Source organism: Bryobacter aggregatus MPL3, from assembly GCF_000702445.1.
In the GTDB taxonomy this organism is placed as follows: domain Bacteria; phylum Acidobacteriota; class Terriglobia; order Bryobacterales; family Bryobacteraceae; genus Bryobacter; species Bryobacter aggregatus.
In genome coordinates, this window is record NZ_JNIF01000003.1 from 2,278,034 (window position 1) to 2,302,175 (window position 24,142).

A 24,142-nucleotide genomic window follows, 5' to 3' on the forward strand; every position below is an offset into this window, starting at 1 on the left:
GAGGAAGAAATGAATCGCCAGTTTTCGCTGACAGTGAACGGTGAGACGCAGACGGTAACTGCTTCCCCAGACACTCCGTTACTCTACATTCTGCGAAATCACTTGCATCTGCGCGGTGCTCGATTCGGCTGTGGCATGGCGCAATGTGGAGCTTGTTCCGTATTGATGGACGGCAAGGAAATACGCTCCTGTGTGGTGCCCGTCAGCGCAACCGTGGCCAAGAAGATCGTAACGATTGAAGGCTTGCCAGCAGTCTGGACCTCCGCAAAGAAACTCCCTCGCGATGCCAACACCTTGCATCCCGTCCAGCAGGCCTGGATCGACGAGCAAGTACCGCAATGCGGCTACTGCCAGAGTGGCATGATGATTGCCGCAGTGGCCCTTCTCTCGAAGAATCCAGATCCCAGCGCCGAGCAGATCAAAGACGCATTCACCAACACTCCGCCTTCTCCTCATTTGTGCCGTTGCGGTACCTACAACGCCATCATTGACGCAGTGCAGCGAGCCGCCATCGCAATGCGCAGACCGGTGGAGCAGAAGCCATGACGGACATCTGCAAGCTCAGTAGACGCGCATTCGTAGCCGCCGGCGGCTCACTCCTGGTATTTCCCCAGCTGTTGGCAGGCCAGGACAACGCAGTGGAAGCAACGCCGCTTGCCTCCTGGCTCGAAATTCGAAGCGACAACTCCATCCTCCTGCGCAGCGGCAGAACCGAGACCGGCACAGGCATGAGCGCCTTCTACGCCCAGACCCTCGCTGAGGAACTGAGCGTCAGGCCAGAGCAGATCACGCTGCTCATGGGAGACACGGATCGCACTCCCGACGGTGGCTATTCTGCAGGCTTCCTCACAGGGGCTGCTAATGTACGCAAGGTCGGAGCCTACACCTTCCAGGCACTGCTCCGCCTGGCCGCCTCAGAGTTGGGGGTCGCTGTTTCGGTCCTCCGCGTTGAAGATGGCATCGTCTCTGGAGAAGGAAAGCGCATCAGCTATGGGCAACTCATCGAGGGCCGGCAACTGGATCTGAAAATTCCAGTGAGGGGCAACCCAACCAAGATCGATCGAGCTTCCAACTGGGGCGTCGGCGGCCTCAACGGCTATGTCGTCGTCGGAGATCCACCCCTCAAGCCAATCAGCCAGTACAAGGTGATCGGCACCTCCTATCCCATGCCGGGCATTCCCGATAAGGTGACTGGAAGAACCCACTGGAGTGGTGACCTTCCCATCCCGGGCCTCCAGTCAACCCCCTTACATGCTCGAATGATTCGCCCTGCATCGATCGGTTCGACGTTGGTCTCGCTCGGCACTCTCGACAAGAAACGTTTCCCCACCGCCGAGCTGCTCCATCAGGCCAATCTCGTCGCCATCGTCTCTCCCGACGAATGGGAAGCCATTACTGCCGCACAAGCGATTGCCTCGACGACGAAATGGACAGATTGGACGGGACTTCCGGAGAGTGAGAATCTGACGCAAAGCCTGCGTCAGCATAACTGGGGCGTTCCTAATGGCACGCGAGGAAACGCGGCTGCGGTGCAGCGCGCGCTGTCCGAGTCCACACGCGTCCTTGCAGCCAGCTTTGAGCAGCCCTATGTACGGCATGCTCCCATCGGTCCCTATGTTGCCGTCGCCGATGTGAGGCCGGATGGGTCGATCACTGTCTGGACTCATTCCTCGCACTCGCAGGGGCTGCGAGCCCAGCTCGCCCACATGCAGCAAGTACCGCTGGAAAAGGTGGTTGTGCGCTGGCTCGACCACGCTGGCCACTACGGCAGAACCACCCATGCTGGTGACGGCGCTGAAGCCGATGCGGTCCTCCTCTCGCAGATGACGGGCAAACCCGTGCGCGTGCAGTGGACGCTCGAGGAAGATCTTGCCTGGTCCAGTGTCTCTCCCGGCTGGATCGCCGATATGCAAGCTTCTCTCGGACCCAAGGGCGATCTGACGGCCCTGCGCACTTCCTTCTATTCCCCTCATATGTTTGATGCCCGCATGCTCGGTGCGATCTTGGCCGGCCGCCCCACCAGCACCTCAAAGACCGAGAACTGGCTGGCCGTCGAATGGCCCTACGAGAAGATCCAAACTCGCTTGGAGCAAGTCTTTGGAATGCCCAATGTGGGCGCGGCAACGGCGACGGGAGGCTTGCGCGGCAACATCATGCGTACCCCAGGGCATCGCCAGCAAAACTTCGTTCTGGAGTCGTTGATGAATGAGGCGGCAGCTCTTGCGCAGGTTGATCCGATTGCATTCCGTCGCCAACATACGACCGAGCCACGTCTTCTGGAACTGCTGGAGGCAACGGCTCAAAAGGCTGGATGGGTTGCGCGCCCTTCCCCTCGTCAAGAGGCAAAAACTTGTAGCGCCGCCGTTCTCTCCGGGCGCGGTGTGAGCATCATTGTGCGGGACAACGCCTATTGGGTCGGAATCGCAGAGCTCAATCTCACACTGGCGACTGGCCTGGTGCAGGTGACAAGATTCACGATTGGAGTGGACTGCGGCAAGGTCATCAATCCCCGTCAATTGGACCGCTGTATGAAAGGTGGCGTGGTGATGGGGCTGAGCGAGGCCCTCAAAGAGGAAGTGACTTTCGACCAACAACGGGTCACGAGTACGGACTGGAGCCGCTACAAGATCCTCACGATGGCAGAGACTCCGGAGATTCGGGTCGTCCAGATCTCCCGAAACGATAAGGGCTTTGGCGCTGGAGGAGAAGCAGCAAATGCGGTGGCCTCACCCGCTGTCGCGGCAGCTTTTTTTGACGCTACCGGCGTGTTTCCGCGTCGCCTTCCGCTCCATCCAAAGAATGTTCTGGCTCTTCTGGCATCCTGCCGCTGAAGAGGAAAGGCTCATTCGGCCTGGGATCGCCGGCAGCCTCGCGGGTGAGCCTCGAAGTAACATGACACAGTGTCAGAGGCGGCTTCGATCAATTCTGGAAACTCGATGATGAGCCGCCTTTCTTAGATCGCTTGCGCCTTGATGTTCGGCTTGCCATTTCTGTTACTCGCTGGATGCTACGAGGTGCTCCCTGTGGAGTTGCCCGTGCTACGGAGCCCCTTGGTCATCAGGCTATCTCTGCCGCAAAAGCAGTATGGATCGTATTCCGGGTTCCACTCATGAATCTGACGTAGGGCTTGATGACGGCCCTGATGCTCTCGTATGCTGCGGACTTTGAAAACGGAGAGCGACCAGCCGCCCTCGCAGGCATCTTCAAGACCTTGCTCTTCGCTGTTGGATTGAAGACGAACTTTGAAGCGGTAGGGATTGGCCTGCTTGCAGAGCCAGGCCTGAGTGCAGTTGATGGAAGCTGGTGTGTCGCGGGCCCCGTCCTATCTGTAGCGCTTGGTTGCAACCTCGCATTGTTGCGCGGTCGCCAGGTGGCCCGAACTTTGTCTTCGCAGTTGTCATAAGGTTGCTCTGCTTGGTTTGTTTGGCGTTTCTCTGCGGATCGTGATGTGGTCTTGCTTGTTGTTTCCGGTCAGAGCGCGGTCGAGCAGAGAACGTTGCGCCGGATCTTCCTGTGAGGAGATCGATTCGATGAGGAGTGTTTCAACTCAGTCTAAGGGCCAAAGAATGGAGTGGGCATCCAACGCGGTGTCTGGCGTGCACACCATGCGCTTGTCCTGGCGCAATATTTCGATCCTCCTCTTCTGAGGAGGACGCCCGGTCACTCTGGGGACAGGAACCAATCGCGGCGGCGTATCCGGATCTCCCGGGGCGTTCTCCCACCCACCAGAGCTGATCCAAGCTTCGCTCTTCTGAACGGCTTGACGAAAGGCCTGATTCACGCCGGACAGCAAGTAGAGTGCTCCGAGAATTGTGGCTAGGTCTTCATGGCTGGCTAGACGCTGCTTCAGAAACCGTATGGAACTGACCTCGACGCGAGTAAAAGATTGCCATGCGGATCCTGGGAATCGAACAATCTCCTCCAATGCAGCCGGCCAGATCCATCTCTCCGCTTTCCTACGATCACAGAAAAAGAAAATAAATCTATAGCTCGCAAACTATTAAAAGCAAGCGACTTCCCAAAACAAATCAATCCCGAACCATAAAATCCAAAAACATCTATCGCCAGAATGAGCATCGGAGGCATTCGCATGCGTACAGAGATCCAGCCGCATCATCCAGCCTGGAGATTGCTCTTCCCGGTTTCAAACCCCGAACCACTAACCAGCAAAGCTCAAACGAAAAACTCCGTCCCCACTTGGGCAAAAGAGACGCTCGGCTTCACCGCAGACGAACCGCAGTGCCGCGCGCTCGACCCCGGCAACCGTCGCATTCTGGTCAACTGTTCCCGCCAGTGGGGCAAGTCCACCACGGCGGCCTTGCGCGCGCTCCACCACGCAATGCACCACCCCAATTCTGAAACCGTGCTCATCGCACCCTACCAGCGCCAGTCTGCGGAACTCCTCCGCAAAATCACTCGCCTGGCCCACCGGCTTCCTGACGCAAAATTGCAGTCGGACGGCATCAACCGGCACGCGCTCCGCACGCCCAATGGCGCACGCATCCTCGCTCTGCCAGGGAAAGAGGACAGCATCCGTGGTTTCAGCCGTGTCTCACTGATGATTGTCGATGAAGCCGCTTACGTTCCGGACTCGCTCTATTACGCCGTCCGCCCTTTCCTCGCCACCGCTGAGGATGCCAGTCTCCTCGTCATGTCTACCCCCAACGGCGATGCAGGCTTCTTCTATGAGGAGTGGATCTCCGGGGAAGGCTGGACGCGCGTCACTGTTCCCGCCCACGAATGTCCGCGGATTTCTCCCGCTTTCTTAGCCGAGGAGCGCAGCAAAATGCCTGCGCACATATTCCGGCAGGAATATCTCTGCGAGTTCCAATCGCACCAGCGAGCTGTCTTCAATCGAGAACTTGTCGATCGCTTCTTCTCCACCGATAACTTCGGCCCGATTCCGAACATCCTGCTTGAACCCGAGCTATGACCCGTACTACCATCCTGCAGGTGATCCTCGGTCTCGACCTCGGCCAGACTCAGGATCCCACTGCCGCTGCATTGCTCCTCGACATGGAGCAAACCGTCTCGCCCTATTCCTGGATCGATTCCACACATCGCACCACGCGCCGATGGCAGCTTGCTTCCACACGTCTCTGGCCGCTCGAGACGGCTTATACACAGGTGGCAATCGATCTGAAGCGAATCTGCAGGCGGATCCAGCGCCAATATCCGGCCACGCCGCTCATCCTGCTCTGCGACGCCACCGGCATCGGCCGTCCCACCCTCGAGATGATCCACAAGGAACTCCAAAGTCCAGGAGAAGCCAGCCCCGCACGCATCGAAGGCATTGTTTTCACTGGCGGCGCTACCGTGAGCGAATCCCGGCACCCCGCGCTCCCAGTGAACCTCTTCCATGTTCCTCGGCTCGACTTGATCCAGACTCTGCTCCAGGCAATCGAAAGCCGGCAACTCCAGGCGGCGCCCGGTCTGGAGGACGCCGCCCGGCTGGCAACCCAGCTCAAAAGCCTCCGTTATACGGAAAGCCGCTCGACAGGCCAAACCGGAATCGAGGTGCACAAGAGCGCCGCGCACCCCGAAACCGCCAACGCGGACTTGGTCATGGCCCTGGCCATGGCCACCTGGAGAATGAAGACCCTCGCACCATCGTCCAGCAAGCCGCCCAATCGTCTCCCTGGCTTCTAGGGATCAGATATGCGGAAGTGCAATCACGTTATTTGTGAGAAGAGAACAGGGCCGCGTGTTTGCAGCCACTCGATGGACGAAGAGCTGGGAGCATCAAGAAGCAATGTTCCTCGAGCACGTTCCGATCCCCCAGATCCAAGAAGTCACTGTCGCGGAGCGTAGCGTCTGGCCACCGCCTTTTTTAGCTTCGCGACTCAGGCAATCGGAAGAGTGGACTGCACTGGCCTATGCGGCTGTTCCATTTTCAGAACAGATTTTTCCTTCAGCGTCTCAAATGCAATAAGATCGCTCCTCCGAATCGTGCTGCGAAGTAAGATCAATCAGCAAATATAAGACATTGGCGCACTCTCCCTGCAGTGAGGAGTGTTCTGAAATCGAAACAATGTTATCTGGAATAAAATATTTAGATAAAACGCTAACCGAGCTTACAAAAGTATCCCTATTGGTGGTACAAAGTAAATTCTCTGCATGTTTGATTTTCTCTGTCGGCTTCGCAATTGCTTATTGCTGTTTGTCCTTTCTGTTTGGATCACTTCTGCGCAACAACCAACCAAAGAATACATCCGCCTGAACGGGCGAGTCGTTGCGATTGAGAACGTGGGAACGCCGCCTACTGTTGAATCTTCTTCCGCCGCATGGGGCACCAACCCGGGGTCTTCGGCGATCATTGGGTCAAGGATCAGTGCCAGCGTAACCTTCCAAAATACTGGAACAACCACTTGGAACTTCCAGAATGGAGCTGGCTACAACCTGGTGATGCTGAACAACCTATGGGGAAGCGTCATGATTACGACAGCCGCAACAACCGTGGCGCCAAACCAGTCCGCTACATTCTCGATCACCGCTCGTGCTCCGCTGACCATCGGCAGCAATGGTGCCTTTGGTGTCCAGTTGCAACACAACGGAACCGTATTTGGAGCCAGTTTAAGCCAAGGAATCACAACAACTGCAGGCACCTATGACTCTCAGGTTATTTCCGTCAATTTCTCCCCTTCTTCTACCCTTAGTGCAGGTGCTGCATTCACTGCCACCATACAGGTGAAGAATACTGGAACCGCCTCATGGTGGACCGATGCAGTCGATGCGGCTACGCCATTTAAGCTGGTGAGCCAAGCGGACAGCGCAACATTTTGGGGCGCTACCTCCAAAGTGGTGATTAGCAGCGGCGTCAACACCGTTGGTTATGTGGATCCACAGGAGACCGTTACGAGAACCTTTTCGCTAACGGCGCCCTCTACGCCTGGGGTCTTCCCTTTCGTTTGGAAGATGATGCGTGAAGGGGGCTCTCCATTTGGACAGGCAACAGCTGCAAATATCTCGATTTCTTCGGCGACTTCGTTCCTGGGCGCTGTGCAGCCAGCCAGCCTGACGGGCAGGACGCAAACACTCACTGTGACGTTCGGAGGTGGTTCCTTACCTGTAACAGGATTCTGGTATCAGTTCGCCACTGCTGTAGACAGCGCGCCCGCATGTCAGATTAGCTATACTCGGGACCACAAGGTTCAGGTTGTATCTGTATCTTCTGTTGGTTCCAATATAAGCTACATATATGGAGATATCGGATATTTGGGAGAGAACCGGATTCTCACTGTACCCAATCAGTTATGCTCTGTGAGTTTGTCAGAAAGCTCAGACATAATTTCTGGAAACAATATTAGCTTGACGCTCAAAGTGAGCCTTCTTCCTCCATTTCAAGGGATGTACAAGGTCTACGCCTATTTAATGGCCAACGGCTTCCTGGGCGACTGGATACAGAAAAATCTGTGGGATGTCACTGAAAGCGTGGGAGTTTCGATATCCAGCTCAGGAAGTGGCACTCTGGCGCCCTTCGCCACCCGTGATTTTACTGCTACTGTAGACGGCGTCCCATCTGGGCAATCTACACTCGCCAGGTGGAGCGTTGTCAGTGGTCCAAGTGGCAACTCCAGTCTTGGCAGTGTCTCCACAGGAAATACATGCTCGGCAACAACCACTTACAGAGCACCCTCCACTGTAGTCAATACAGGAATCATAACAATCAAAGCGGAAAGCTGCTACACGTCTAGTTCAGCCAATACCGCGACGCTATCACTGAGTGCAGGATCGAGTGTAACCGTATCCTTGTCCCCGAAAGACACTTCCGCCCTGGCTGCAGGTGGCACACGAAACTATGTCGCGACGCTTACAAATTCCGATTCCAATAGCATCAACTGGGCCTCAAGCGTACCGTCGGCAGGCAGCATCAGCCCCAATCCCAGCGTTTCGGGACAATCGGTCGCATTCGCGGCAGCAAATGTGGCTGCAAGTACGGCGACAACCTTGACCGCGTCCAGTGCTCAGAACGCATCCGCTTCAGACGCGGTTGCCTTTAATGTTGTGCCAGGACTCGCCGAATCTTCTTCAGCCTCATGGGCTACCATCCCAGGCCAATCCGCGATCGTTGGCGCAAATGTGGGAGCCACCGTTACTTTTGTGAACACAGGTTCAACCACTTGGAACTTCCAGAGTGGGGGGGGCTACAGTCTGGCGATGACCAATAATCTATGGGGCAGTGTAGCGGTGACCACGAGTGCCACTACTGTCGCCCCAAATCAATCAGCCACTTTTTCCGTGACGGCACGAGCATCACTGACCAGCGGTACAAATAATGCCTTCAGCGTGCAACTGCGTCGCAACGGTACTGGCTTTGGCTCCACTTTGAGTCAAGTTGTGACTACTACAACCGGAACCTATGATTCTCAGATCATTGGCATAACAATTTCACCATCCTCCACTCTCACCGCAAACGCAGCGTTTACCGCAACGGTACAAATTAAGAATACCGGCACTGCTCCATGGTGGACCGATCTGGTGGATTCCAATACTCCTTTCAAGCTGGCAAGCCAGGCGCCGAGCCAAACGTTATGGGGTAGTACATCAAAGGTCGTGATTAATAGTGGCAGTAACACAGCCGGTTATGTGGATCCTCAGGAGACGGTCACGAAAGTTTTTCAACTCAACGCGCCGTCTACTCCAGGCCTTTTCAACTTTGCATGGAGAATGATGCGCGAGGGCGGATCTGGATTCGGCCAGACGACGGCTGGAAACATCACCGTGAATTCAACAACGCCATTTGTTGGTGATGTCCTGCCTGCGAATCTAGCTGGGGCCGCACATACAATCACAACGACCTTCGGTGGTGGTTCATATCCGATATACGGATTTTGGTATCAGTTCGCAGCAACATTGAACGGCTCTCCGGCCTGCCAGTTGAACTACACACCTGACCACAAAATCCAGGTAGTCTCTGTAGCCTCTAATGGGTCAAACGTCACCTATACTTATGGAGATTCAGGTTATCTGGGAGAGTTCAGAAGCCTGACTGTACAAGGACAGCTCTGCTATGTGGATCTGTCTCAAAGTTCAGACTCTATCTCTGGAAATAATGTGTCGTTGACTCTACGTGTAGGATTGTCAAATCAATTTGGGGCAGGTACAAAAGTATATAGTTATGCAATGAATACCGCGTATGCGGGGACCGACTGGGTATTAAAAAACTATTGGAACGTACCTGCAGTTGTGGGTGTATCCATTACCCCCGTTTCTCTCTTGATGAGCTCTGGTGCGACCGCAACCTTCAATGCTTCCGTCACCGGCACGACCAATACACAGATTGATTGGTCTACTTCGTGGGGGCTGCTGTCGACATACTCTGGAGCTTCAACTGTCTATACCGCTCCTACCGTTTCTTCAACACAATTTTCATCGGTCAGTGCCAAATCTGTGGCAGATGGGACGAAGCAGGCCGACGCCGCTATCACAATTCAGATTCCTGGTGGCGGCGGTGTCAGCGTGCAAGGTGTAACTCCGATCAATCAGACAGGACGAGTGGTCACCTTTTCAATGACCGCAAATGGTTCTGGTTTTCCCCTATCGAAGATGTACTTTTATGTGAACTCCACGATGCTGAATGAGGGCGGCTGTCTCGTAGAAGTCTCGCCCCAAAGCGGAGCCATTAATCTAAGAACAAATGGCTCCAGTGTCTACTTCTCTGGAACTCTCGGCGCCAATCAAGTCCTCCAGAACTCGTACTGTAGTCTCAATCTCGCAAGTAGCTCAGTCATAAACAATGGAAATTCTTCGCAGTTGAATCTAAGTGTCAATTTCGATAACTGGTTTATGCGCGGCTGGGTGAGCGTATACGGTAAAGCAATGAACAGCAATAACCAATCGATGACAGACTATATGTATCTCGGTTGGTGGTATTTGAACTAGGATGATCTATGAAAACAACTCTCTTCCTGATGGCATCAGTCGCACTTTTGAACGCGCAGGGGCATGTGTCCGGTTCGGTGATGACAGGGAAAATTCCGGTAGAAGGTGCATTAGTCAGTCTATCTGTGATCCCTGCCGCCGCACCCGCAATTACGAAGCCCTACTATGCGGTGACAAAAACAAACGCGGCTGGAAAATTTTTGATAGAAAATGCTCCAGCAGGCAGCTATCGGCTCTGCGGGCAACTCGAGAATTCCAGTTTGGTTGGTTCATGTGACTGGCAGGAGCCAACGCCAGTCATAGTTAGAGACAGGGCCACCTCCGACGGAGGAGTTCTCAGCTTAGAACCGGGTTACACGATGGTCGCGGTCCTCGAAGATCCAAGTTCAAGTGTACTACAAAATCGAGGTCGAACTTATGGCGCTGAAGTGTCGATGCTTGTCACTGCTGGCCACTACTTTAAGCCAGCGATTGCAGTGCTGGGCAAGAATGGTCTCGAGTACAAAGCAATTGTACCCTTCGAGAAGCAACTGGAGCTGCATATCGTTTCCAGCTTCTATCGCATCGCAGATCTGGAAGGAAAGGCTGAAGATCGAGGAAATGCTGTTGCAAAATCCCTTTACTTCACAAGGGAACAGAAAGAGATTCCGGTAAATCTAAAAGTGCTCGGTGTGAAGTCTCTGCAGCAGTAGTTGAGGCGCAAATCATTGAATGACCAAGATAAGAAATAGTTCACTAATAAATCAATCAAGCTTCCTGGAGAGAGTTGTTCTGCCTCTGAAGGTGCGGCAGATAGCGGAGAAAGGGCAAGAGAGCGTGGTACGGCTGAAGCACCTGAAAGTGCGGTCGGTGACGAAGTGACGCAAAAAAAATTACTGATCGCGATGATCCTGGTTGGGATGAGTGTGACCTTGATCGCGCAGCAGCTGGATTCGGTGGCTGCACAAAAAGGGGCGGTGGTGCGAGTTGTGCTTACCGAGCAAGGTTTCGAGCCGCGGCAAGTAACTGTCAAACCGGGAATCGTGGAGTTTGTTGTCCGGTCTCGGCTGGTAGGGATGGCCAATTTTGAGCTTGTGGAAACCGGGCGGAGCGAGTCGAAGCTTTCGATGGACCGAGCGACAACAATTAAGACAGCCATGTCACTCAAGAACCGTAGTGTTCTCAGCCCTGGAGTCTACGAACTTCAGGATTTGCGCTTCCCCGAGTGGAAATGCATTGTGAATGTTCAGCCGTAAGGGGTCTCGCATGAAAAGTCAGTTTCGAAAATTCAAGATCGGTATGACAGTGGCCGGGATGGCCGTCATGTTCGTGGCCATTGGTACGGCCCAAACCCTGTCTCCTTCAGAAGGGCTCCTTACTCCCGGGTTGCGCGAAGGAGCTACAAATGGTTCCTATGCACTAAGCGATTTCGATAGTGTCAATCTGTTCAATGGGCGTTTGAATGTAAGCTTGCCGCTCCTCTCCATCGGAGGCCGGGGAGAAGCTGGGTACACGATGATGCTCGATGTGAACTCCATCGCCTGGGAATCGACACAGCCGCTTCCAGATTCTTCATTGCTCGAGCCCGCCGGAAATCTTTCGGCGGGTACTGGACCCGGATATCTGCAGCGCAAGGGAATTAGTAAGGCTGGAGCGTGTGCCGGACAATCACCGCAACTGTCCAATACGTACACCACCTATGTGTTGAGCCAGCCAGGCGGCGGCGCCATGGAGTTCCACCCGCGAGACTTGCCGAATCCGCGTGCGTGGAATGTCTGTTCTAGTAATGAGACTCCCTACAATCGCGGCAGCATATTTGTTACCCGGGACGGCAGTGCGGCAACGCTTGTCCTTACGACGGAGGTGTTCGAATCTCCTTACGCGATGGGAGATGGTTATAGCTCCGGAGGCGCGCCGACAGGCTATGTGATGTTCAAAAATGGCGTGCGCTACAACATCGACAATGGGATTGTGCTTTCCATCGTGGACCGTAATGGAAACAAGGTGAGCTTCGAATACAGAAGCTCTGGTGGGCCTAAGTCCATCGTGCTCAATACTGGCACTGGAAGCGCGCAGAGCTTTGAGGTCAATTTGCCGGCGACATTACCAGCGGGCAGCCTGACACAAATGCGGGACTGGAGAGCTGAGACCAGAATCCACGGATTTCAACTGCCAGCTTCGGGTAGTTCCGCTGTCCTCTACAGTAGCGCCGGAGGGAACGGGCCCCAAGTTGCGATTCGTAATGGAAATGTGGAGCTGCGTTTGACGGAGCCTGGTGCGACTGGCGGCTGTCAAGTGGGTATTGCCGGTCATAGCGATGTTGTGATCCGCGCGCAGAGGCAGACCAACGGGCAATACAAACTGCAGGTTTGGGATTTCTTGAGGAATGACAGCTCTTCTCCTTTTGCAACCGGTGTATGCCCAATGGGGACGGGCTCTGGCATCCTCGTTTCAGGGTTGATGAGCATTGGCTCCGACGCGGCACGAACCGGTGATGCGCTCTACCGCGGGCGAATGGCCTACCTGCGCATGTATTCCACAGGCACTGCTTCGAATGTCCAGCCTGGCGAAGCGCTGGTGGACAGTCCTCTTTTGAACTACGAGTTCAATTTTCTCACCAATGGAAGCTATGGACGAGATTCTGCTAGTTGGCAACAGGAGCAACATCTGACAACTTTTGGTACGCCCATTGCGGAGTACACGCCAGGCGAGCCTGGATACGTCAAAAGCCTGGAAAGCATCACGGACAGCCTCGGGCGAGTGTTCCATATGGATGAGGCTATCGAAACCAGTCCGGGCACTTTCGAACGCAGCATTCGTTTCAAAGGTTACAACGGAGCGGAACGAAAAATTAAAATCCATTCTGGTTACTTAGAGACTGCGCTGCATAGCGAATTCAGTAAGTTAACAATTGGAGCTGCGTTTTCCAACTATTATCGGAATGCCGCAGAGGAGATCAATGAGACTCGAATCACGAAGCTGGAGCTACCCGATAGTCGAGTCTACTCGTGGAAGTACAACAGTTGTGGGGAAGTTGCGAGTATGACGCTGCCCACCGGTGGAAAGGTTGAGTATGACTGGGGGCCGATTGGGGCGGCAAGCTTCGGAGGGATTTGCTCTGGTGGACAAGGGCCTGAGGGGCCGATTTACCGCGGCGTCATGCAGCGGCGGAGTTTTTCGACTAATGGGTTGCTGGAATCCAAGCTGATCTATTCCCGGCAGTCCTTTGACTGTGTTGGCATCTGCGGCGCGGCTGCCACTCTTGATACTGCAGTCGGTGTCGAGTTGCAAGACGCGACAGAGGCGAGACTGCGAGTGGAACGACACCTCTTTCACGGGACAACGAAATCCTGGTACGGTGCGCTCGAATGGCCGTTCTGGCGAGAGGGTAAAGAGTATCGGCAAGAGATCCGAAAGACCCAACTCGCGAACCTGGGAGTAGAGAACGATGCAAGCCAGGATTTTCAGCGGGTGGATCAGGTGTGGAAGCAGTATGACCCCAGTGGATCTATTGCAGCGGCCTACGAGGCGGTTGAGGATCGTCCGCGAGTCACCCGGGCAACCACGACGATGTCAGAGAAGGGCACGGTCCTTTACAAGACACAAGAGCAGGAATTTGACACCTATAACAATCTGATTGACAGCTGCGAATCGGACTGGGAAACTGCGCCGATCGCTGACGCGCAGAACTGTGGAACGGGACTAGGCGGAAAGCGCGTACGACGGAAGATGATCCAGTACCAGAGCGATGGCGGCCGCTATGATGCCGATCTAAGTTATCATCTGCGCAGCTTGCCCACTAAGGAATTTCTTTTTGACTCCGGTAATAATCCGATTGCTCAGAGTGAGCGAGTCTATGACGAGTATGACGGTGGACAGTCTCTGATTGCTCGAAATGCCGTGGGACGCGAAGTTGGCTATCACGGCAGTCGGACCAGGCGCGGCAATGTGACACGAAGCCGCAGTTGGCGGAGCGACAAAAGTGCGTGGCTGGATATGACGTATCGCTTTGATGTCTTGGGGAATGTTGTTGAAAGTACTGATGCCAGAGGCAGCAAGACGCTGATCGAATACGATGACGCGTTCAGCTCTATTACTGCACCTGCAACTGGGAGTACCTTTGCATTTGCGACGAAGGTTAAGCTGCCCGTGCCGAAGGCAGGTGGGCCAGCGGGGCCGTTTGAAACGAAAGGTACCTATGATCGCTATCTTGGGCGGTTGGTGAGCGCGACCGATCTGAATGATATTCAGGCGACTTATGTCTATGACGATCCTCTCGATCGGCCGACAAGTTATGTGAAGTCGACGGATTCGGTAAGTTTTAGCTATCCCGATGTTCGTACCGTGACGACATCGAAGCGTCAGAATTCTTGCGGGCTCACTCAGGATGTCGTCTCCACGCAGGTGTTTGACGGCTTTGGGCGGCTCATTCGAGCGAAGTCGTCTGAAGAGAGCGGAAGCATTGATGTCACAACGGAGTATGACGGAGCTGGCAGGGCTTGGCGGCAGTCGCTCCCATTCCGGTCGAGCGAGGCGGGAAGTGCGCAGTATACGATCTCGCAGTATGACTGGCTTGGCCGTGGTGTTGCTGTGACCTCTCCGGGAAGTGCAAGTCAGCGATATGGGTATCGCGCGAACGAGACATGGTCCCGCGATCCCGCCGGGAAGTGGAAGCGGATGAAGGAGGATGGCCTCGGTCGTCTGAAGGAGGTAGAAGAAAACCCGACGGTAAATGACAATACGCTGATCAGCGGTTATACGAATCTCGCAGATTCATCGTCTCCGAGTACGCTGACGGCCTATGAATACAACCTGCTGGACAGCTTGACAAGCGTGACGCAAGGAGTTCAATCCCGGTCATTTGGATATAATTCTTTGGGTTGGCTGTTGAGTGCGAACAATCCGGAGACAGGTCTCATCAGTTACGACTATGACAACAATGGTAATCTGAGTTACCGGTCGGACCAGCGTGGCGCATTGACCACAATCGGATATGACTTGTGGAATCGTGTCTCGAGTCGATCCTATGTGACGGGTACAGCGGCTGCAACAGCCAACGTGTCTTTCCTCTACGATGCTCATGACCCGGTGAATTCGGCAAGTTATGCGAAGGGCCGTTTGACGGGAGTGCTGGTGGCTGGAGGCACGGAGCAGCGCTACTTACATTATGACGGTCTGGGGCGCGTGTTGAAGAGCAGCCAGAAGACGAACGGTGTCGTCTATCCGATGGAGTACATCTATAACGATCTGGGCGGGTTGGAGACAGAGAAGTATCCGAGCGACCGGTTGGTGAGTAGTTGTTATGACGTAGCAGGCCGGGTGAAAGCGGTGAAGAATGGCGGCCCGTCGAGCACGGACGTCTATGCCGCAGTGGAGACCGGATTGGATCCGGAGACTTCGGCGACGGTGTACGGCTACAGCGCCTTGGGCGGTATGCAGCGTTTGCGTTTAGAGAACGGAACGATGCAGCAGCGGTGGAGCTATAACTCTCGCGGTCAGTCCGAGATGCTGGCGATGTACAAGACGGCAGGAGCTAACTCATCGACGTTGATGAAGTTGACGCTAAGTTATGGAGATGCAGCGGGTAATAATGGCAATGTGAAGAGCCAGGGGATTCAGCTCGGGAGCTTTACGGCAAACCAGGCTTATAACTACGACAAGTGGAACCGGCTGAAGACGGTGACAGAAGGAACGAACTGGAGTCAGGAGTTTGGGTATGACCAGTGGGGGAATCGTTGGTTGGTTCCAGGAGGGACAAACGGCGTGAGTATTGAGACGGGCGTTCCGACTGGCCCGCAATGGTTTACGACGGCGAATCGAATTGCTTACGCTGAGGACACCGGTAGTAATCCCACAGATCCGAAGACGGATGCAGCTGGAAACCAATCGCCTTATGGGGCGTGGCGGAATCGTTACGACGTGGAGAACCGGATTACGAAGGTGGAACTGATAGGCAGCCCGGGGTCGGTGCAGGGCACCTATGAGTATGATGGAGAAGGTCGGCGGGTGAAGAAGACGGCTGGGCTCGAGACGACGGTGTATGTGTATGACGCGATGGGGCAGTTGATTCATGAGGTTGGGGGCACGAGTGAGGCTTCTGGCCGGAACTATCTGTTCCAGGATCATCTGGGCAGTACCCGGTTGCGAGTGGATGCGAATGGTACGCGACTAGGCTGGTGGGACTATGCACCGTTTGGTGAGGTGTTGCCGGGGAGCTTGGGGAGCCGGAGTGGCGTGGCTGGTGGGGCCTATGAAGGGGCTCGGCCGAAGGCGATGTTTACCGGCAAGGAACGGGATGCAGAGACGGGGCTGGACTTTTTCTCGGCACGCTACATGAGTGCCGCCCAAGGACGTTTCACAAGTCCTGACGTTCCTTTTGCGGACCAGTGGGAGAAGAATCCACAAAGCTGGAATTTGTACAGCTACGCTCGGAACAACCCACTGCGGTTTGTCGACCCCACTGGCAGATGCAGTCAAGCTGCGGGTGGCTACACGGATGAGGGGAGTGGGCTGTTTCCTGGTCCCTGTTCGGGCGGGACCATTGGCGACAGTAACAACAACACGAATTCGGTGACAGTTACCGGAAAGAAGGGCAATGCTGTTGGGGCATTCGTCCTGAATGCGCTCTTTGCGCTAGACAGCACCGCCAACAACTACTTCGCCTGGATGTTTAAAGAGCGTCCAAAGCTGTTGGAGAACACGCCTACTACTAAAGAGTTCGTCGGCCAAGCTGCCGCTGCAACAGTCCTTGTGGGAACGATGATGATTGGTCCAAGTGGTGGCGCACAAGCCCCTTTGAGACTTATCCACTCCGAGGCAACGTTAAGCAAGACGATCCTAGATGGTCTTCGCAAGAAGTCAACCCAGGAGATCATTGACACTTTGAAGCCAGGCTTGGAAGAAGGTCTCAAAGTGAAGCCTGATGGGCGAGTCATGGACGGAAATCATCGCATCAAGGTTCTGATGGAACGTGGAGTGGACGTGAACTCACTGCCCAGAGAGGTCCTGAAGTGACTCTGGACGACAAACCTAACGGGTTGGCATTCGTAGGTGAGCTTGAAGACGCAGCGCCGGAAGCAAAGAATGCATTCCTTGCGAAAGTGGCGTTTGAGTTGACGATTCGAGGGCGTGACACATACGAGCCTGGAACTTCTGGGGTATCAGAGCCGAACAGACTTCGTGCGCTGAATGAAGTGATGCATCGGCTCACAAAACGGATGTTCAAGCGTATCAGCGGAAACGATGATTTGAACGAGACCGAGTTTTGGAAGGCTCTTACGGAAATCTCTGACTGCGGGGGATGTCTCGCCGATCTTGTGGCTTCTGCGGAAGCGGCGTCGCCGCTGATAAAGAGTAAGTGAGCGTGGTCAGCAGGAAACGCTATTGCGTAAGCAGCCGCCGAGAAAACCTCGTCGCCGCACTTCGAGCTTGACGGCGTAGAAGGCGGCTTGCAGGAGATGGATGGGGCCGTGGTTGGCGTCGATGACGAGCTTGCCATCTAACCAGTCCGAATTTTCGTGAGCGCCGATCAGCAGTTCCAGGGCGAACTGTTCGAGGATGTGATCGCAGGCGGCTTGGAGATCGTCGTCTGAAAGAGAGCCAAGAACGGCGCTTGGTTCGGTGATGTCTTGGACGAGGAGTTCGTCGGCGAGGTTGGTGAGCAAAGAGTCCATGATGGTTCCTGTTGGTATTTACCATTGCAGGTACGCAAAAGAGGAACCATGCGAAGCATGGACGTTGCTTCAGCAACGTCGTTCTTGAAGTAGTCGTTCACTTCGTTCACGACGCCTTCGGCAGTCTCATTGTCATCATCATGCGGTTGGTTTAGAGTCTCTATGCTGGCACGAGTCCTCAAGGAACTCGGCATAGAGACTCGAAAGGTCATGCGTACTGGCCCATCGCTCTCCTCTGATCGTCTGAGTCGTCAGAGGTCTCGGCAACTTAACGCTGGTGAACTCAGCCAGCGGCAGACTTGGGCATCCCGATTTAGCTGCGCCCAGGCTCTTCGTCTACGTCCCACAGTAGAGCCGTCCTGATTCCACGCTGCCGTCAATTACTCCCGACCGTGGAGGACATGAACCGAAGTCCACGTTGATATGTAGAAGCAGCGATTCTTTGGGCGGTGCTGAAGATGCGTCTCCGACCACAACAGATTGTGCATATCAGGGATAGACACAATATTTTGTGGCCGGGAAAGTGAAAATATTTTGGGGCGGGGATAGACGGGATCGGCGGCAGGTGGCGGAAAGCGGCGAAAGCCGGGTTGGGGGTGTACGGATCGGGAGAGAGCGGCGGATGCGAAACGGCGATCCGCCAGGGCCGAAAGTTTCCTGCGGCTAAATGCAGAAGAGGAAACAAACATGATCCCGATCCGACTGACCGAGAACGACTACATCAACCCGGAAGCGGTTTGCCGCCTTCACTGCCAGCCAAAGACCGACGACAGGCGTGCGGCCATGACCATCGTCTTCACCGACGAAGACCAACTCCCGCTTTACCTGCACGGTGAGGAAGCGGAAGAGGCCATTGCAAACTGGCGGACCTTCCACCAGCAGCAGGGTCACGACGCTTCGTTCCCGGCGACCATCTGAAACAGCGAATTTTCCAGAATGTTCTTCACGGTGCGGCCATACCACTTGCCGCCGTTCTTGCCGGGGATGTGATCGGCGTTGAAGGCGTCGGCGATCATGGCGAGACTCCAGCCGTCTTCCCGGCGCTCGTGCATCAGGCGTACCATCGCCATCTCAGCGGCGGCGACCACGAGGCGATCCCCGGCACGCTCGAAGCCGAAGGGCGTGTGGTTGTAGACCTTGCCCTGCTGCTTCTTGTGGGCCAGCACGGAGGCGGTGCGCTCGGCCACGAGGTTGCGTTCCAGTTCGGCGCATCCGGCCATCAGCGTGAGAAACATCCGGCCCATCGCTGAACCCGTACTCAACGACTGACCGCCCATGTCCACCAAGTGCAGCGAGACTCCCGCCTTGTCCCAGGCTTTCGTTTGGCGCAGGGCGTCTTCGGCGTCTCTGAACAATCGGTCGAGCTTCAGGCAGACGACATGGCCGACACCGTTGTTCATCCACTCAAGTAGCTTCGCCCCGGCAGGACGCTTCGCCAAAGGGATGCTGGCCGAGACGCCTTCCTCACGCACCAACTCCATCACTTCCAATCCGGCCATCTGGCAGTAGGCACGAAGGCGATCTTCCTGGGCGTCGAGCGAGAAGCCGAACTTCGATTGCTCGACGGTGGAAACCCTCACGTAGCAGAGCGCCCGGTTGCCTTGGAATCGTTTCGCCATTCTGCGTACCCAGAATAGCGACTAAACGGAAGCTAAGTCAATAGAACTCGTGTAGGCATGGTCGTGACTACATTCCGGGTACGCAGAATGGCGGTTTCCTGATAACCTTGGAACGATGGCGAAAGCACCAGTCAAGGCTGTAAAGAAAGCCGCTGTCCCGGCGAAGAAGACAGTCGGCAGACCACGAGCCAAGCACAGCGACCCGGCGTACAAGCAGATGAGCGTGTACATTCATCAGGACGTGCGGAACAAAGTGAAGGCCCGGTTGTTCGAGCAAGGCGGCGAGTTCAGCGCCCTGGTCGAGTCGCTGTTGCGGGACTGGCTCAAGAAACCACAGTAAATCCCGAAAAAGGGTACCCATCCCGAAGCGTCTTAGATCGACCCGGCCTTCTGCTCGGTCGGGAAAATCCGGCGCTTACCTCCTGGCCGACTTCAGGGCCGCAGCTTCCAGAAAAGTATCAATCGTGCGTAAGAGTGTTTCCTGTTGCCGATCAGGAAGGCTCTCAATCAACTCCAGACGGCGTAGGACCTTGCGGGAAGGCTTGCGGGTAGTCTTGGGTCCTTCCGGTTGCAGCAACTCGTCCATCGTCACGCCCAAGCCCTGAGCGAAGCGGATCGCCATCTCCGCTGAAAGGCGCAAGCGGTCGCACTCGTAGTCAGTGACGAGCGTTTGCACCAGTCCAGTCTTCTCGGCCAACTCCACCTGGGTGAATCCCCGCTCCTTGCGGAGACGGGCGAGGCGCTGGCCGATGGTCTCGCCACCCAGGTCGATGGGATCAAGTTTCAATCTCGAAGCACGAGGCATACCAGAGCCAGTGTAAAGGCGAAAAACGTGGCTTCTTGTATCTTACGGTATCATACGCTATTCTTGTGAGCGTATCTATTTTGCTTCCCCCACTTGACAGGTTTTTGGAAGGAGGCCGTTTTCGATGGCACGTATCCCGGACGACGAAATCCAGCGGCTAAAGAGCGAGATCAGCGTGGAACGCTTGGTCACGAGCTTCGGCGTGGAACTGAAGCGGCATGGGGCGGAACTGATCGGGCGGTGTCCGTTCCATGACGACAAGACGCCATCGCTGGTGGTGTCGCCGAAAACGAATCTGTGGCACTGCCTGGGTAAGTGCAACATCGGTGGCTCTGCGATTGATTGGGTCATGCGAACGCAAGGCGTGAGCTTCCGGCACGCTGTTGAATTACTCAAAGCCGATCATCCTTCTTTAGCCGCTGGCGAAGCTCATGTGGTGAAGAAGGGTACGACGGCGAAGCTCGAATCTCCGGTTGGTGCGGACGCCGACGATCCGCAGACGTTGTTGAGCGTGGTCGAGTTTTATCACAAGACACTGAAGGAATCGCCGGAAGCGCTGCGGTATCTGGAGAGCCGGGGCCTGACGAATGCTGAGATGGTCGGCCACTTCAAACTGGGCTTCGCCAACCGCAAGCTCGGCCTGACGCTGCCGGATAAGAACCGCAAGGCCGGGGCCGATCTGCGTGGACGCTTGCAGCGCTTGGGCATCCTGCGTGCCGAGAGCGGCCACGAGCACATGAACGGATCGGTGGTGTTCCCGTTCTTCTCGCTGGCTGGTGAAGTGCTCGGCATGTATGGGCGCAAGATCACGCTAGGGCTGCGTGAGGGAACGCCGCTGCACCTGTATCTGCCGGGGCCGCATCGAGGCGTGTTCAACGAAGAGGCGCTGGTGGTCTCGAAGGAAATCATCCTGTGCGAATCGATCATCGACGCCTTGACATTCTGGTGCGCCGGGTTCCGCAACGTGACCTGCTCGTATGGCGTCAACGGCTTCACTGACGATCACCGGGCCGCATTCCAGAAGCACGGCACTCGCAGCGTGTGGATCGCCTACGACCGGGATGAAGCTGGAGATGCGGCGGCAGAGCGGCTAAAAGAAGAACTCGACAAGCTCGGCATCACGTCGCACCGGGTGCTGTTCCCGAAAGGCATGGACGCCAATGAATACGCCCGGAAGGTCGTGCCAGCCGAGCAGAGTCTTGCGGTGTTGTTGAACAAGGCCGAGTGGTGGGGAGCGGTGAAGAAGCGGCCAGCGGCTAAGGAAAAAGCGAGTGCGCCGGAACCCACGCCGCAAGCGCCTCAGCCAGTGGCCGTACCTATCGTCAACGAAGCGCCAGCGCCAGTGATCCCGATGGCGGCGGAACTCGATATCGAAGTGGTCTCGGTCTCTGCGGCCAACGATGAAATCGTGATGCGGCATGGCGACCGCCGCTTCCGCATCCGTGGCCTGGGCAAGAATCTCTCGCACGATCTGATGAAGGTCAACGTACTCGTGTCCAGGCAGGATGAGTTCCACGTCGATACGCTCGATCTCTACGCCGACCGCCAGCGTGCTGCGTTCCTCAAGCGTGCCGCCGAAGAGCTTGGCTTGAAAGAAGACATCCTTCGCAAAGACCTGGGCCGGGTGTTCCTGAAACTCGAAGAACTACGGGACGAGCAGATACGCAAAACCCTCGAAGCCGCTCCGCAGGACGTCCAGATGAGCGAGGAAGACCGCAATGAGGCGCTGGTCTTGCTGAAAGACCCGAAGCTGCTCGACCGCATCCTCGACGACTTCGGCAAATGCGGCCTGGTGGGTGAGGAATCGAACAAGCTCATCGGCTATCTGGCCGTCATCTCCCGGCATCTGGAATCGCCGCTGGCCGTGGTGGTGCAGTCTTCTTCCGCTGCTGGCAAATCTTCGCTGATGGACATGGTGCTGGCGTTCGTGCCAGAAGAAGAACGCATCCAATACTCGGCCATGACCGGGCAGTCGCTCTTCTACATGGGCGAGACGGACCTGAAACACAAGGTTCTCGCCATCGTGGAAGAGGAAGGCGCATCGAGAGCATCGTATGCACTGAAGCTGCTGCAAAGTGAAGGCGTGCTCACCATTGCATCGACAGGAAAAGACCCGGCGACAGGCAAACTCGTCACGCAGCAATATCGGGTCGAAGGTCCGGTGATGATGTTCCTCACGACCACAGCCATCGACATCGACGAGGAACTGTTGAACCGTTGTCTGGTGCTTTCGGTGAATGCGGATCGGGAGCAGACGCAAGCGATCCATCGTTTGCAAAGAGAAGCCCAGACGCTCGAAGGCTTGATGAAGCGGCAGGAGCGGCGGGAACTGATCCGGCTGCACCAGAACGCCCAACGGCTGCTGAAGCCCATCGCCGTCGTGAATCCTTACGCCGAAAAACTCACCTTCCCCGACAGCCTCACACGCACACGCCGGGATCACATGAAGTACCTGACGCTCATTCGTGCGGTGGCGCTTCTGCACCAGCATCAGCGCCCGATCCGCAGCACTACGTGGCGTGGGAAGACGCTGGAATACATCGAAGTCACGCCGGGTGACATCGCCATCGCCAATCGTCTGGTGTCGGAGGCGATGGGCCGTTCGCTCGATGAACTGCGCCCAGAGACACGCCGGATGCTGCTGCTGATCGATGAGATGGTGACGGCGCAATGCCAACAACTCAAGATCGAGCGGAATGATTTTCGTTTTAGCCGCCGTGACGTGCGCCATCATACAGGCTGGAGCGCCACGCAGGTTCGCATCCACATGGACCGCTTGCAGGAGATGGAATACCTGCTGGCGCATCGTGGTGGCCGGGGCCAGAGCTTCGTTTATGAGCTTGTCTTCGAGCGTGGCGACAACACATCGAAGCCGCACATTCCCGGCCTGATCGATGTGTACGATTCCAACCTGACGGACCCGGAAGGCCAGTTAGCGGGGTCAAAACGGGGCCAAAACGGTGGGGTGACGGCGGGGTGGCGGGGCGCTGAAACCCTTATGGATACTGGCGCAAATGGCGTTTTTGCTCAAAATCACGAAAACAGCACTTCTGTGGGAATCGGTGAAAATCCGGTCGTAGCCGCACATCGCCGTAACCATGCGGGAGTCCGCTGATGGCTCGTGTCCGCAAGCCTCGCAAACCTGCCGAGCAGCCAACCACGCTGCTGGCCGTGCTGATGGAAAAACATCTCGAAGACCTGCGCTTGAAGAACTACTCTGAGTACACGATCAAAGGGCGGCGTGTGCATATCGGCTTCTTCCTCGAATGGGTGGCCGACCGTGGCATCACCGAGCCAGTGGAAGTGACTCGCACGGTGCTCGAAGCCTATCAGCGCTACGTGTTCCATTACCGCAAGAAGAACGGCCAACCGCTCGGCTTCAACGCACAGCATGATCGACTGGTGCCGCTGCGTGTCTGGTTCCGGTGGATGGCGAGGAATCATCACATCCTGCATAACCCGGCATCGGAACTGGAACTGCCCAGGCTGGCGCAACGCTTGCCGAAGGCCGTGCTGTCGGCGGCGGAAGTCGAGCAGATCATGTTGCAGACCGACATCCATGATCCTCTGGGCTTGCGTGATCGGGCAATCCTGGAGACGTTTTACTCGACCGGGATACGGCGTCTGGAACTGGCGCAACTGAAACTGTGGGACCTTGACCTCGAACGCTCGACGATGACCATCCGCCAAGGCAAGGGCAAGAAGGATCGCATGATCCCGTTCGGTGATCGGGCGGCGGCTTGGGTACGCAAATACCTGGACGAGTCCCGCACGCAACTGGTGAGCGAACCTGACGAGCACTTCGTCTTCTTGTCGAATAGTGGCGAACCGTTTGCGCTCGACTACCTCACCGAACTCGTGAGCATGTACGTGAAGGCGGCACAGATCAACAAGCAGGGATCGTGCCATATGTTCCGGCACACGATGGCGACGTTGATGCTCGAAGGCGGCGCAGACACACGCTTCATCCAGGCGATGCTCGGCCACGCCGATCTGAAGACGACGCAAATTTATACGCACGTCGCTATCCGCCAGCTTCAGGAAATCCACCGGGCCACGCACCCGGCGAAGCTCACGAAGGATCGACCGACGACGAAGAGCGCCAGCCCGGATGCCGCCGACGTGTTCGCTGCGCTCGATGATGAGAACGACGAAGACCCGGAAGTGTAAACACATCCACCCCA

At 55.9% G+C, this 24,142-nt stretch carries 16 protein-coding genes; 13 read left to right on the forward strand and 3 right to left on the reverse strand.

Annotated features, from left to right (window positions below; translation table 11 throughout):
• The first annotated feature begins 9 nt into the window (after nucleotides 1–9).
• The 9 genes from M017_RS0110705 (at nucleotide 10) to M017_RS0110765 (ending at nucleotide 17,222) form a co-directional block, all read left to right on the forward strand.
• Nucleotides 10–546: a (2Fe-2S)-binding protein gene (locus M017_RS0110705; protein ID WP_031497843.1), complete on the forward strand. Its 537-nt coding sequence runs from the start codon at nucleotides 10–12 to the stop codon at nucleotides 544–546.
• The gene (locus M017_RS0110710; protein ID WP_051669843.1) at nucleotides 543–2,831 is read left to right on the forward strand and encodes a molybdopterin cofactor-binding domain-containing protein; all 2,289 of its coding nucleotides are present in this window, start codon (nucleotides 543–545) and stop codon (nucleotides 2,829–2,831) included. The genes M017_RS0110705 and M017_RS0110710 overlap by 4 nt, the downstream gene beginning before the upstream one ends.
• Nucleotides 2,832–4,090: 1,259 nt before the next feature.
• Nucleotides 4,091–4,933: a terminase large subunit domain-containing protein gene (locus M017_RS0110725; protein WP_162179886.1), complete on the forward strand. Its 843-nt coding sequence runs from the start codon at nucleotides 4,091–4,093 to the stop codon at nucleotides 4,931–4,933.
• Nucleotides 4,930–5,649, forward strand: coding sequence for a hypothetical protein (locus M017_RS0110730; RefSeq protein ID WP_031497848.1), 720 nt, complete (start codon nucleotides 4,930–4,932; stop codon nucleotides 5,647–5,649). The genes M017_RS0110725 and M017_RS0110730 overlap by 4 nt, the downstream gene beginning before the upstream one ends.
• Before the next feature lie 468 nt (nucleotides 5,650–6,117).
• Nucleotides 6,118–9,882 (forward strand): NBR1-Ig-like domain-containing protein, encoded by a 3,765-nt coding sequence (locus M017_RS28650; protein WP_080507640.1) that lies wholly within the window; start codon nucleotides 6,118–6,120, stop codon nucleotides 9,880–9,882.
• A gap of 8 nt (nucleotides 9,883–9,890) precedes the next feature.
• Nucleotides 9,891–10,574: a carboxypeptidase-like regulatory domain-containing protein gene (locus tag M017_RS29280; RefSeq protein WP_155121352.1), complete on the forward strand. Its 684-nt coding sequence runs from the start codon at nucleotides 9,891–9,893 to the stop codon at nucleotides 10,572–10,574.
• Nucleotides 10,575–10,739: 165 nt separating this feature from the next.
• Nucleotides 10,740–11,117: a hypothetical protein gene (locus M017_RS0110755; protein ID WP_031497851.1), complete on the forward strand. Its 378-nt coding sequence runs from the start codon at nucleotides 10,740–10,742 to the stop codon at nucleotides 11,115–11,117.
• Nucleotides 11,118–11,127: 10 nt separating this feature from the next.
• Complete coding sequence (locus tag M017_RS0110760) at nucleotides 11,128–16,875, forward strand: RHS repeat domain-containing protein (protein WP_031497852.1); 5,748 nt, start codon at nucleotides 11,128–11,130, stop codon at nucleotides 16,873–16,875.
• Nucleotides 16,872–17,222, forward strand: a complete 351-nt coding sequence (locus M017_RS0110765) for a hypothetical protein (RefSeq protein WP_031496184.1) — start codon at nucleotides 16,872–16,874, stop codon at nucleotides 17,220–17,222. The genes M017_RS0110760 and M017_RS0110765 overlap by 4 nt, the downstream gene beginning before the upstream one ends.
• Before the next feature lie 6 nt (nucleotides 17,223–17,228).
• Here the strand turns inward: M017_RS0110765 and M017_RS0110770 are convergent, their stop codons facing one another.
• The gene (locus M017_RS0110770) at nucleotides 17,229–17,534 is read right to left on the reverse strand and encodes a hypothetical protein (protein WP_031496183.1); all 306 of its coding nucleotides are present in this window, start codon (nucleotides 17,532–17,534) and stop codon (nucleotides 17,229–17,231) included.
• A 687-nt stretch (nucleotides 17,535–18,221) separates the two neighbouring features.
• On the opposite strand from M017_RS0110770, the gene M017_RS28655 reads away from it, so the two are divergent.
• Nucleotides 18,222–18,452 carry a hypothetical protein gene (locus tag M017_RS28655; RefSeq protein WP_031496182.1) on the forward strand — a complete coding sequence of 77 codons (231 nt, stop codon included), beginning with the start codon at nucleotides 18,222–18,224 and terminating at the stop codon, nucleotides 18,450–18,452.
• Here the strand turns inward: M017_RS28655 and M017_RS0110780 are convergent.
• Nucleotides 18,422–19,153: a recombinase family protein gene (locus M017_RS0110780; RefSeq protein ID WP_031496180.1), complete on the reverse strand. Its 732-nt coding sequence runs from the start codon at nucleotides 19,151–19,153 to the stop codon at nucleotides 18,422–18,424. The two genes, M017_RS28655 and M017_RS0110780, sit on opposite strands and share 31 nt — an antisense overlap.
• A gap of 115 nt (nucleotides 19,154–19,268) precedes the next feature.
• Here M017_RS0110780 and M017_RS26540 point away from each other — a divergent pair, with 115 nt between their 5' ends.
• A complete protein-coding gene (locus M017_RS26540) occupies nucleotides 19,269–19,493 on the forward strand; it encodes a hypothetical protein (protein WP_035957767.1) in 225 nt (74 codons plus the stop codon).
• Between the two features lie 75 nt (nucleotides 19,494–19,568).
• Here M017_RS26540 and M017_RS0110790 read toward each other — a convergent pair whose 3' ends face one another.
• Entirely contained in the window at nucleotides 19,569–19,940 is a 372-nt protein-coding gene (locus tag M017_RS0110790) for a helix-turn-helix domain-containing protein (protein ID WP_031496192.1), read from the reverse strand.
• Nucleotides 19,941–20,082: 142 nt separating this feature from the next.
• Here M017_RS0110790 and M017_RS0110795 point away from each other — a divergent pair, with 142 nt between their 5' ends.
• Both M017_RS0110795 and xerC read left to right on the forward strand, forming a co-directional pair.
• Nucleotides 20,083–23,073, forward strand: coding sequence for a CHC2 zinc finger domain-containing protein (locus M017_RS0110795; protein ID WP_080507642.1), 2,991 nt, complete (start codon nucleotides 20,083–20,085; stop codon nucleotides 23,071–23,073).
• Complete coding sequence (gene xerC, locus M017_RS0110800; protein ID WP_080507643.1) at nucleotides 23,073–24,128, forward strand: site-specific tyrosine recombinase XerC; 1,056 nt, start codon at nucleotides 23,073–23,075, stop codon at nucleotides 24,126–24,128. The genes M017_RS0110795 and xerC overlap by 1 nt, the downstream gene beginning before the upstream one ends.
• Nucleotides 24,129–24,142 lie beyond the last annotated feature (14 nt).

What these genes read in the sequence shown, in the direction of transcription:
- M017_RS0110705 (WP_031497843.1), top strand. Translation starts at nt 10, where the DNA reads ATGAATCGCCAGTTTTCGCTGACAGTGAACGGTGAGACGCAGACGGTA.
- M017_RS0110710 (WP_051669843.1), top strand. Translation starts at nt 543, where the DNA reads ATGACGGACATCTGCAAGCTCAGTAGACGCGCATTCGTAGCCGCCGGC.
- M017_RS0110725 (WP_162179886.1), top strand. Translation starts at nt 4,091, where the DNA reads ATGCGTACAGAGATCCAGCCGCATCATCCAGCCTGGAGATTGCTCTTC.
- M017_RS0110730 (WP_031497848.1), top strand. Translation starts at nt 4,930, where the DNA reads ATGACCCGTACTACCATCCTGCAGGTGATCCTCGGTCTCGACCTCGGC.
- M017_RS28650 (WP_080507640.1), top strand. Translation starts at nt 6,118, where the DNA reads ATGTTTGATTTTCTCTGTCGGCTTCGCAATTGCTTATTGCTGTTTGTC.
- M017_RS29280 (WP_155121352.1), top strand. Translation starts at nt 9,891, where the DNA reads ATGAAAACAACTCTCTTCCTGATGGCATCAGTCGCACTTTTGAACGCG.
- M017_RS0110760 (WP_031497852.1), top strand. Translation starts at nt 11,128, where the DNA reads ATGAAAAGTCAGTTTCGAAAATTCAAGATCGGTATGACAGTGGCCGGG.
- M017_RS0110770 (WP_031496183.1), bottom strand. Translation starts at nt 17,534, where the DNA reads ATGGACTCTTTGCTCACCAACCTCGCCGACGAACTCCTCGTCCAAGAC.
- M017_RS28655 (WP_031496182.1), top strand. Translation starts at nt 18,222, where the DNA reads ATGATCCCGATCCGACTGACCGAGAACGACTACATCAACCCGGAAGCG.
- M017_RS0110780 (WP_031496180.1), bottom strand. Translation starts at nt 19,153, where the DNA reads ATGGCGAAACGATTCCAAGGCAACCGGGCGCTCTGCTACGTGAGGGTT.
- M017_RS26540 (WP_035957767.1), top strand. Translation starts at nt 19,269, where the DNA reads ATGGCGAAAGCACCAGTCAAGGCTGTAAAGAAAGCCGCTGTCCCGGCG.
- M017_RS0110795 (WP_080507642.1), top strand. Translation starts at nt 20,083, where the DNA reads ATGGCACGTATCCCGGACGACGAAATCCAGCGGCTAAAGAGCGAGATC.
- xerC (WP_080507643.1), top strand. Translation starts at nt 23,073, where the DNA reads ATGGCTCGTGTCCGCAAGCCTCGCAAACCTGCCGAGCAGCCAACCACG.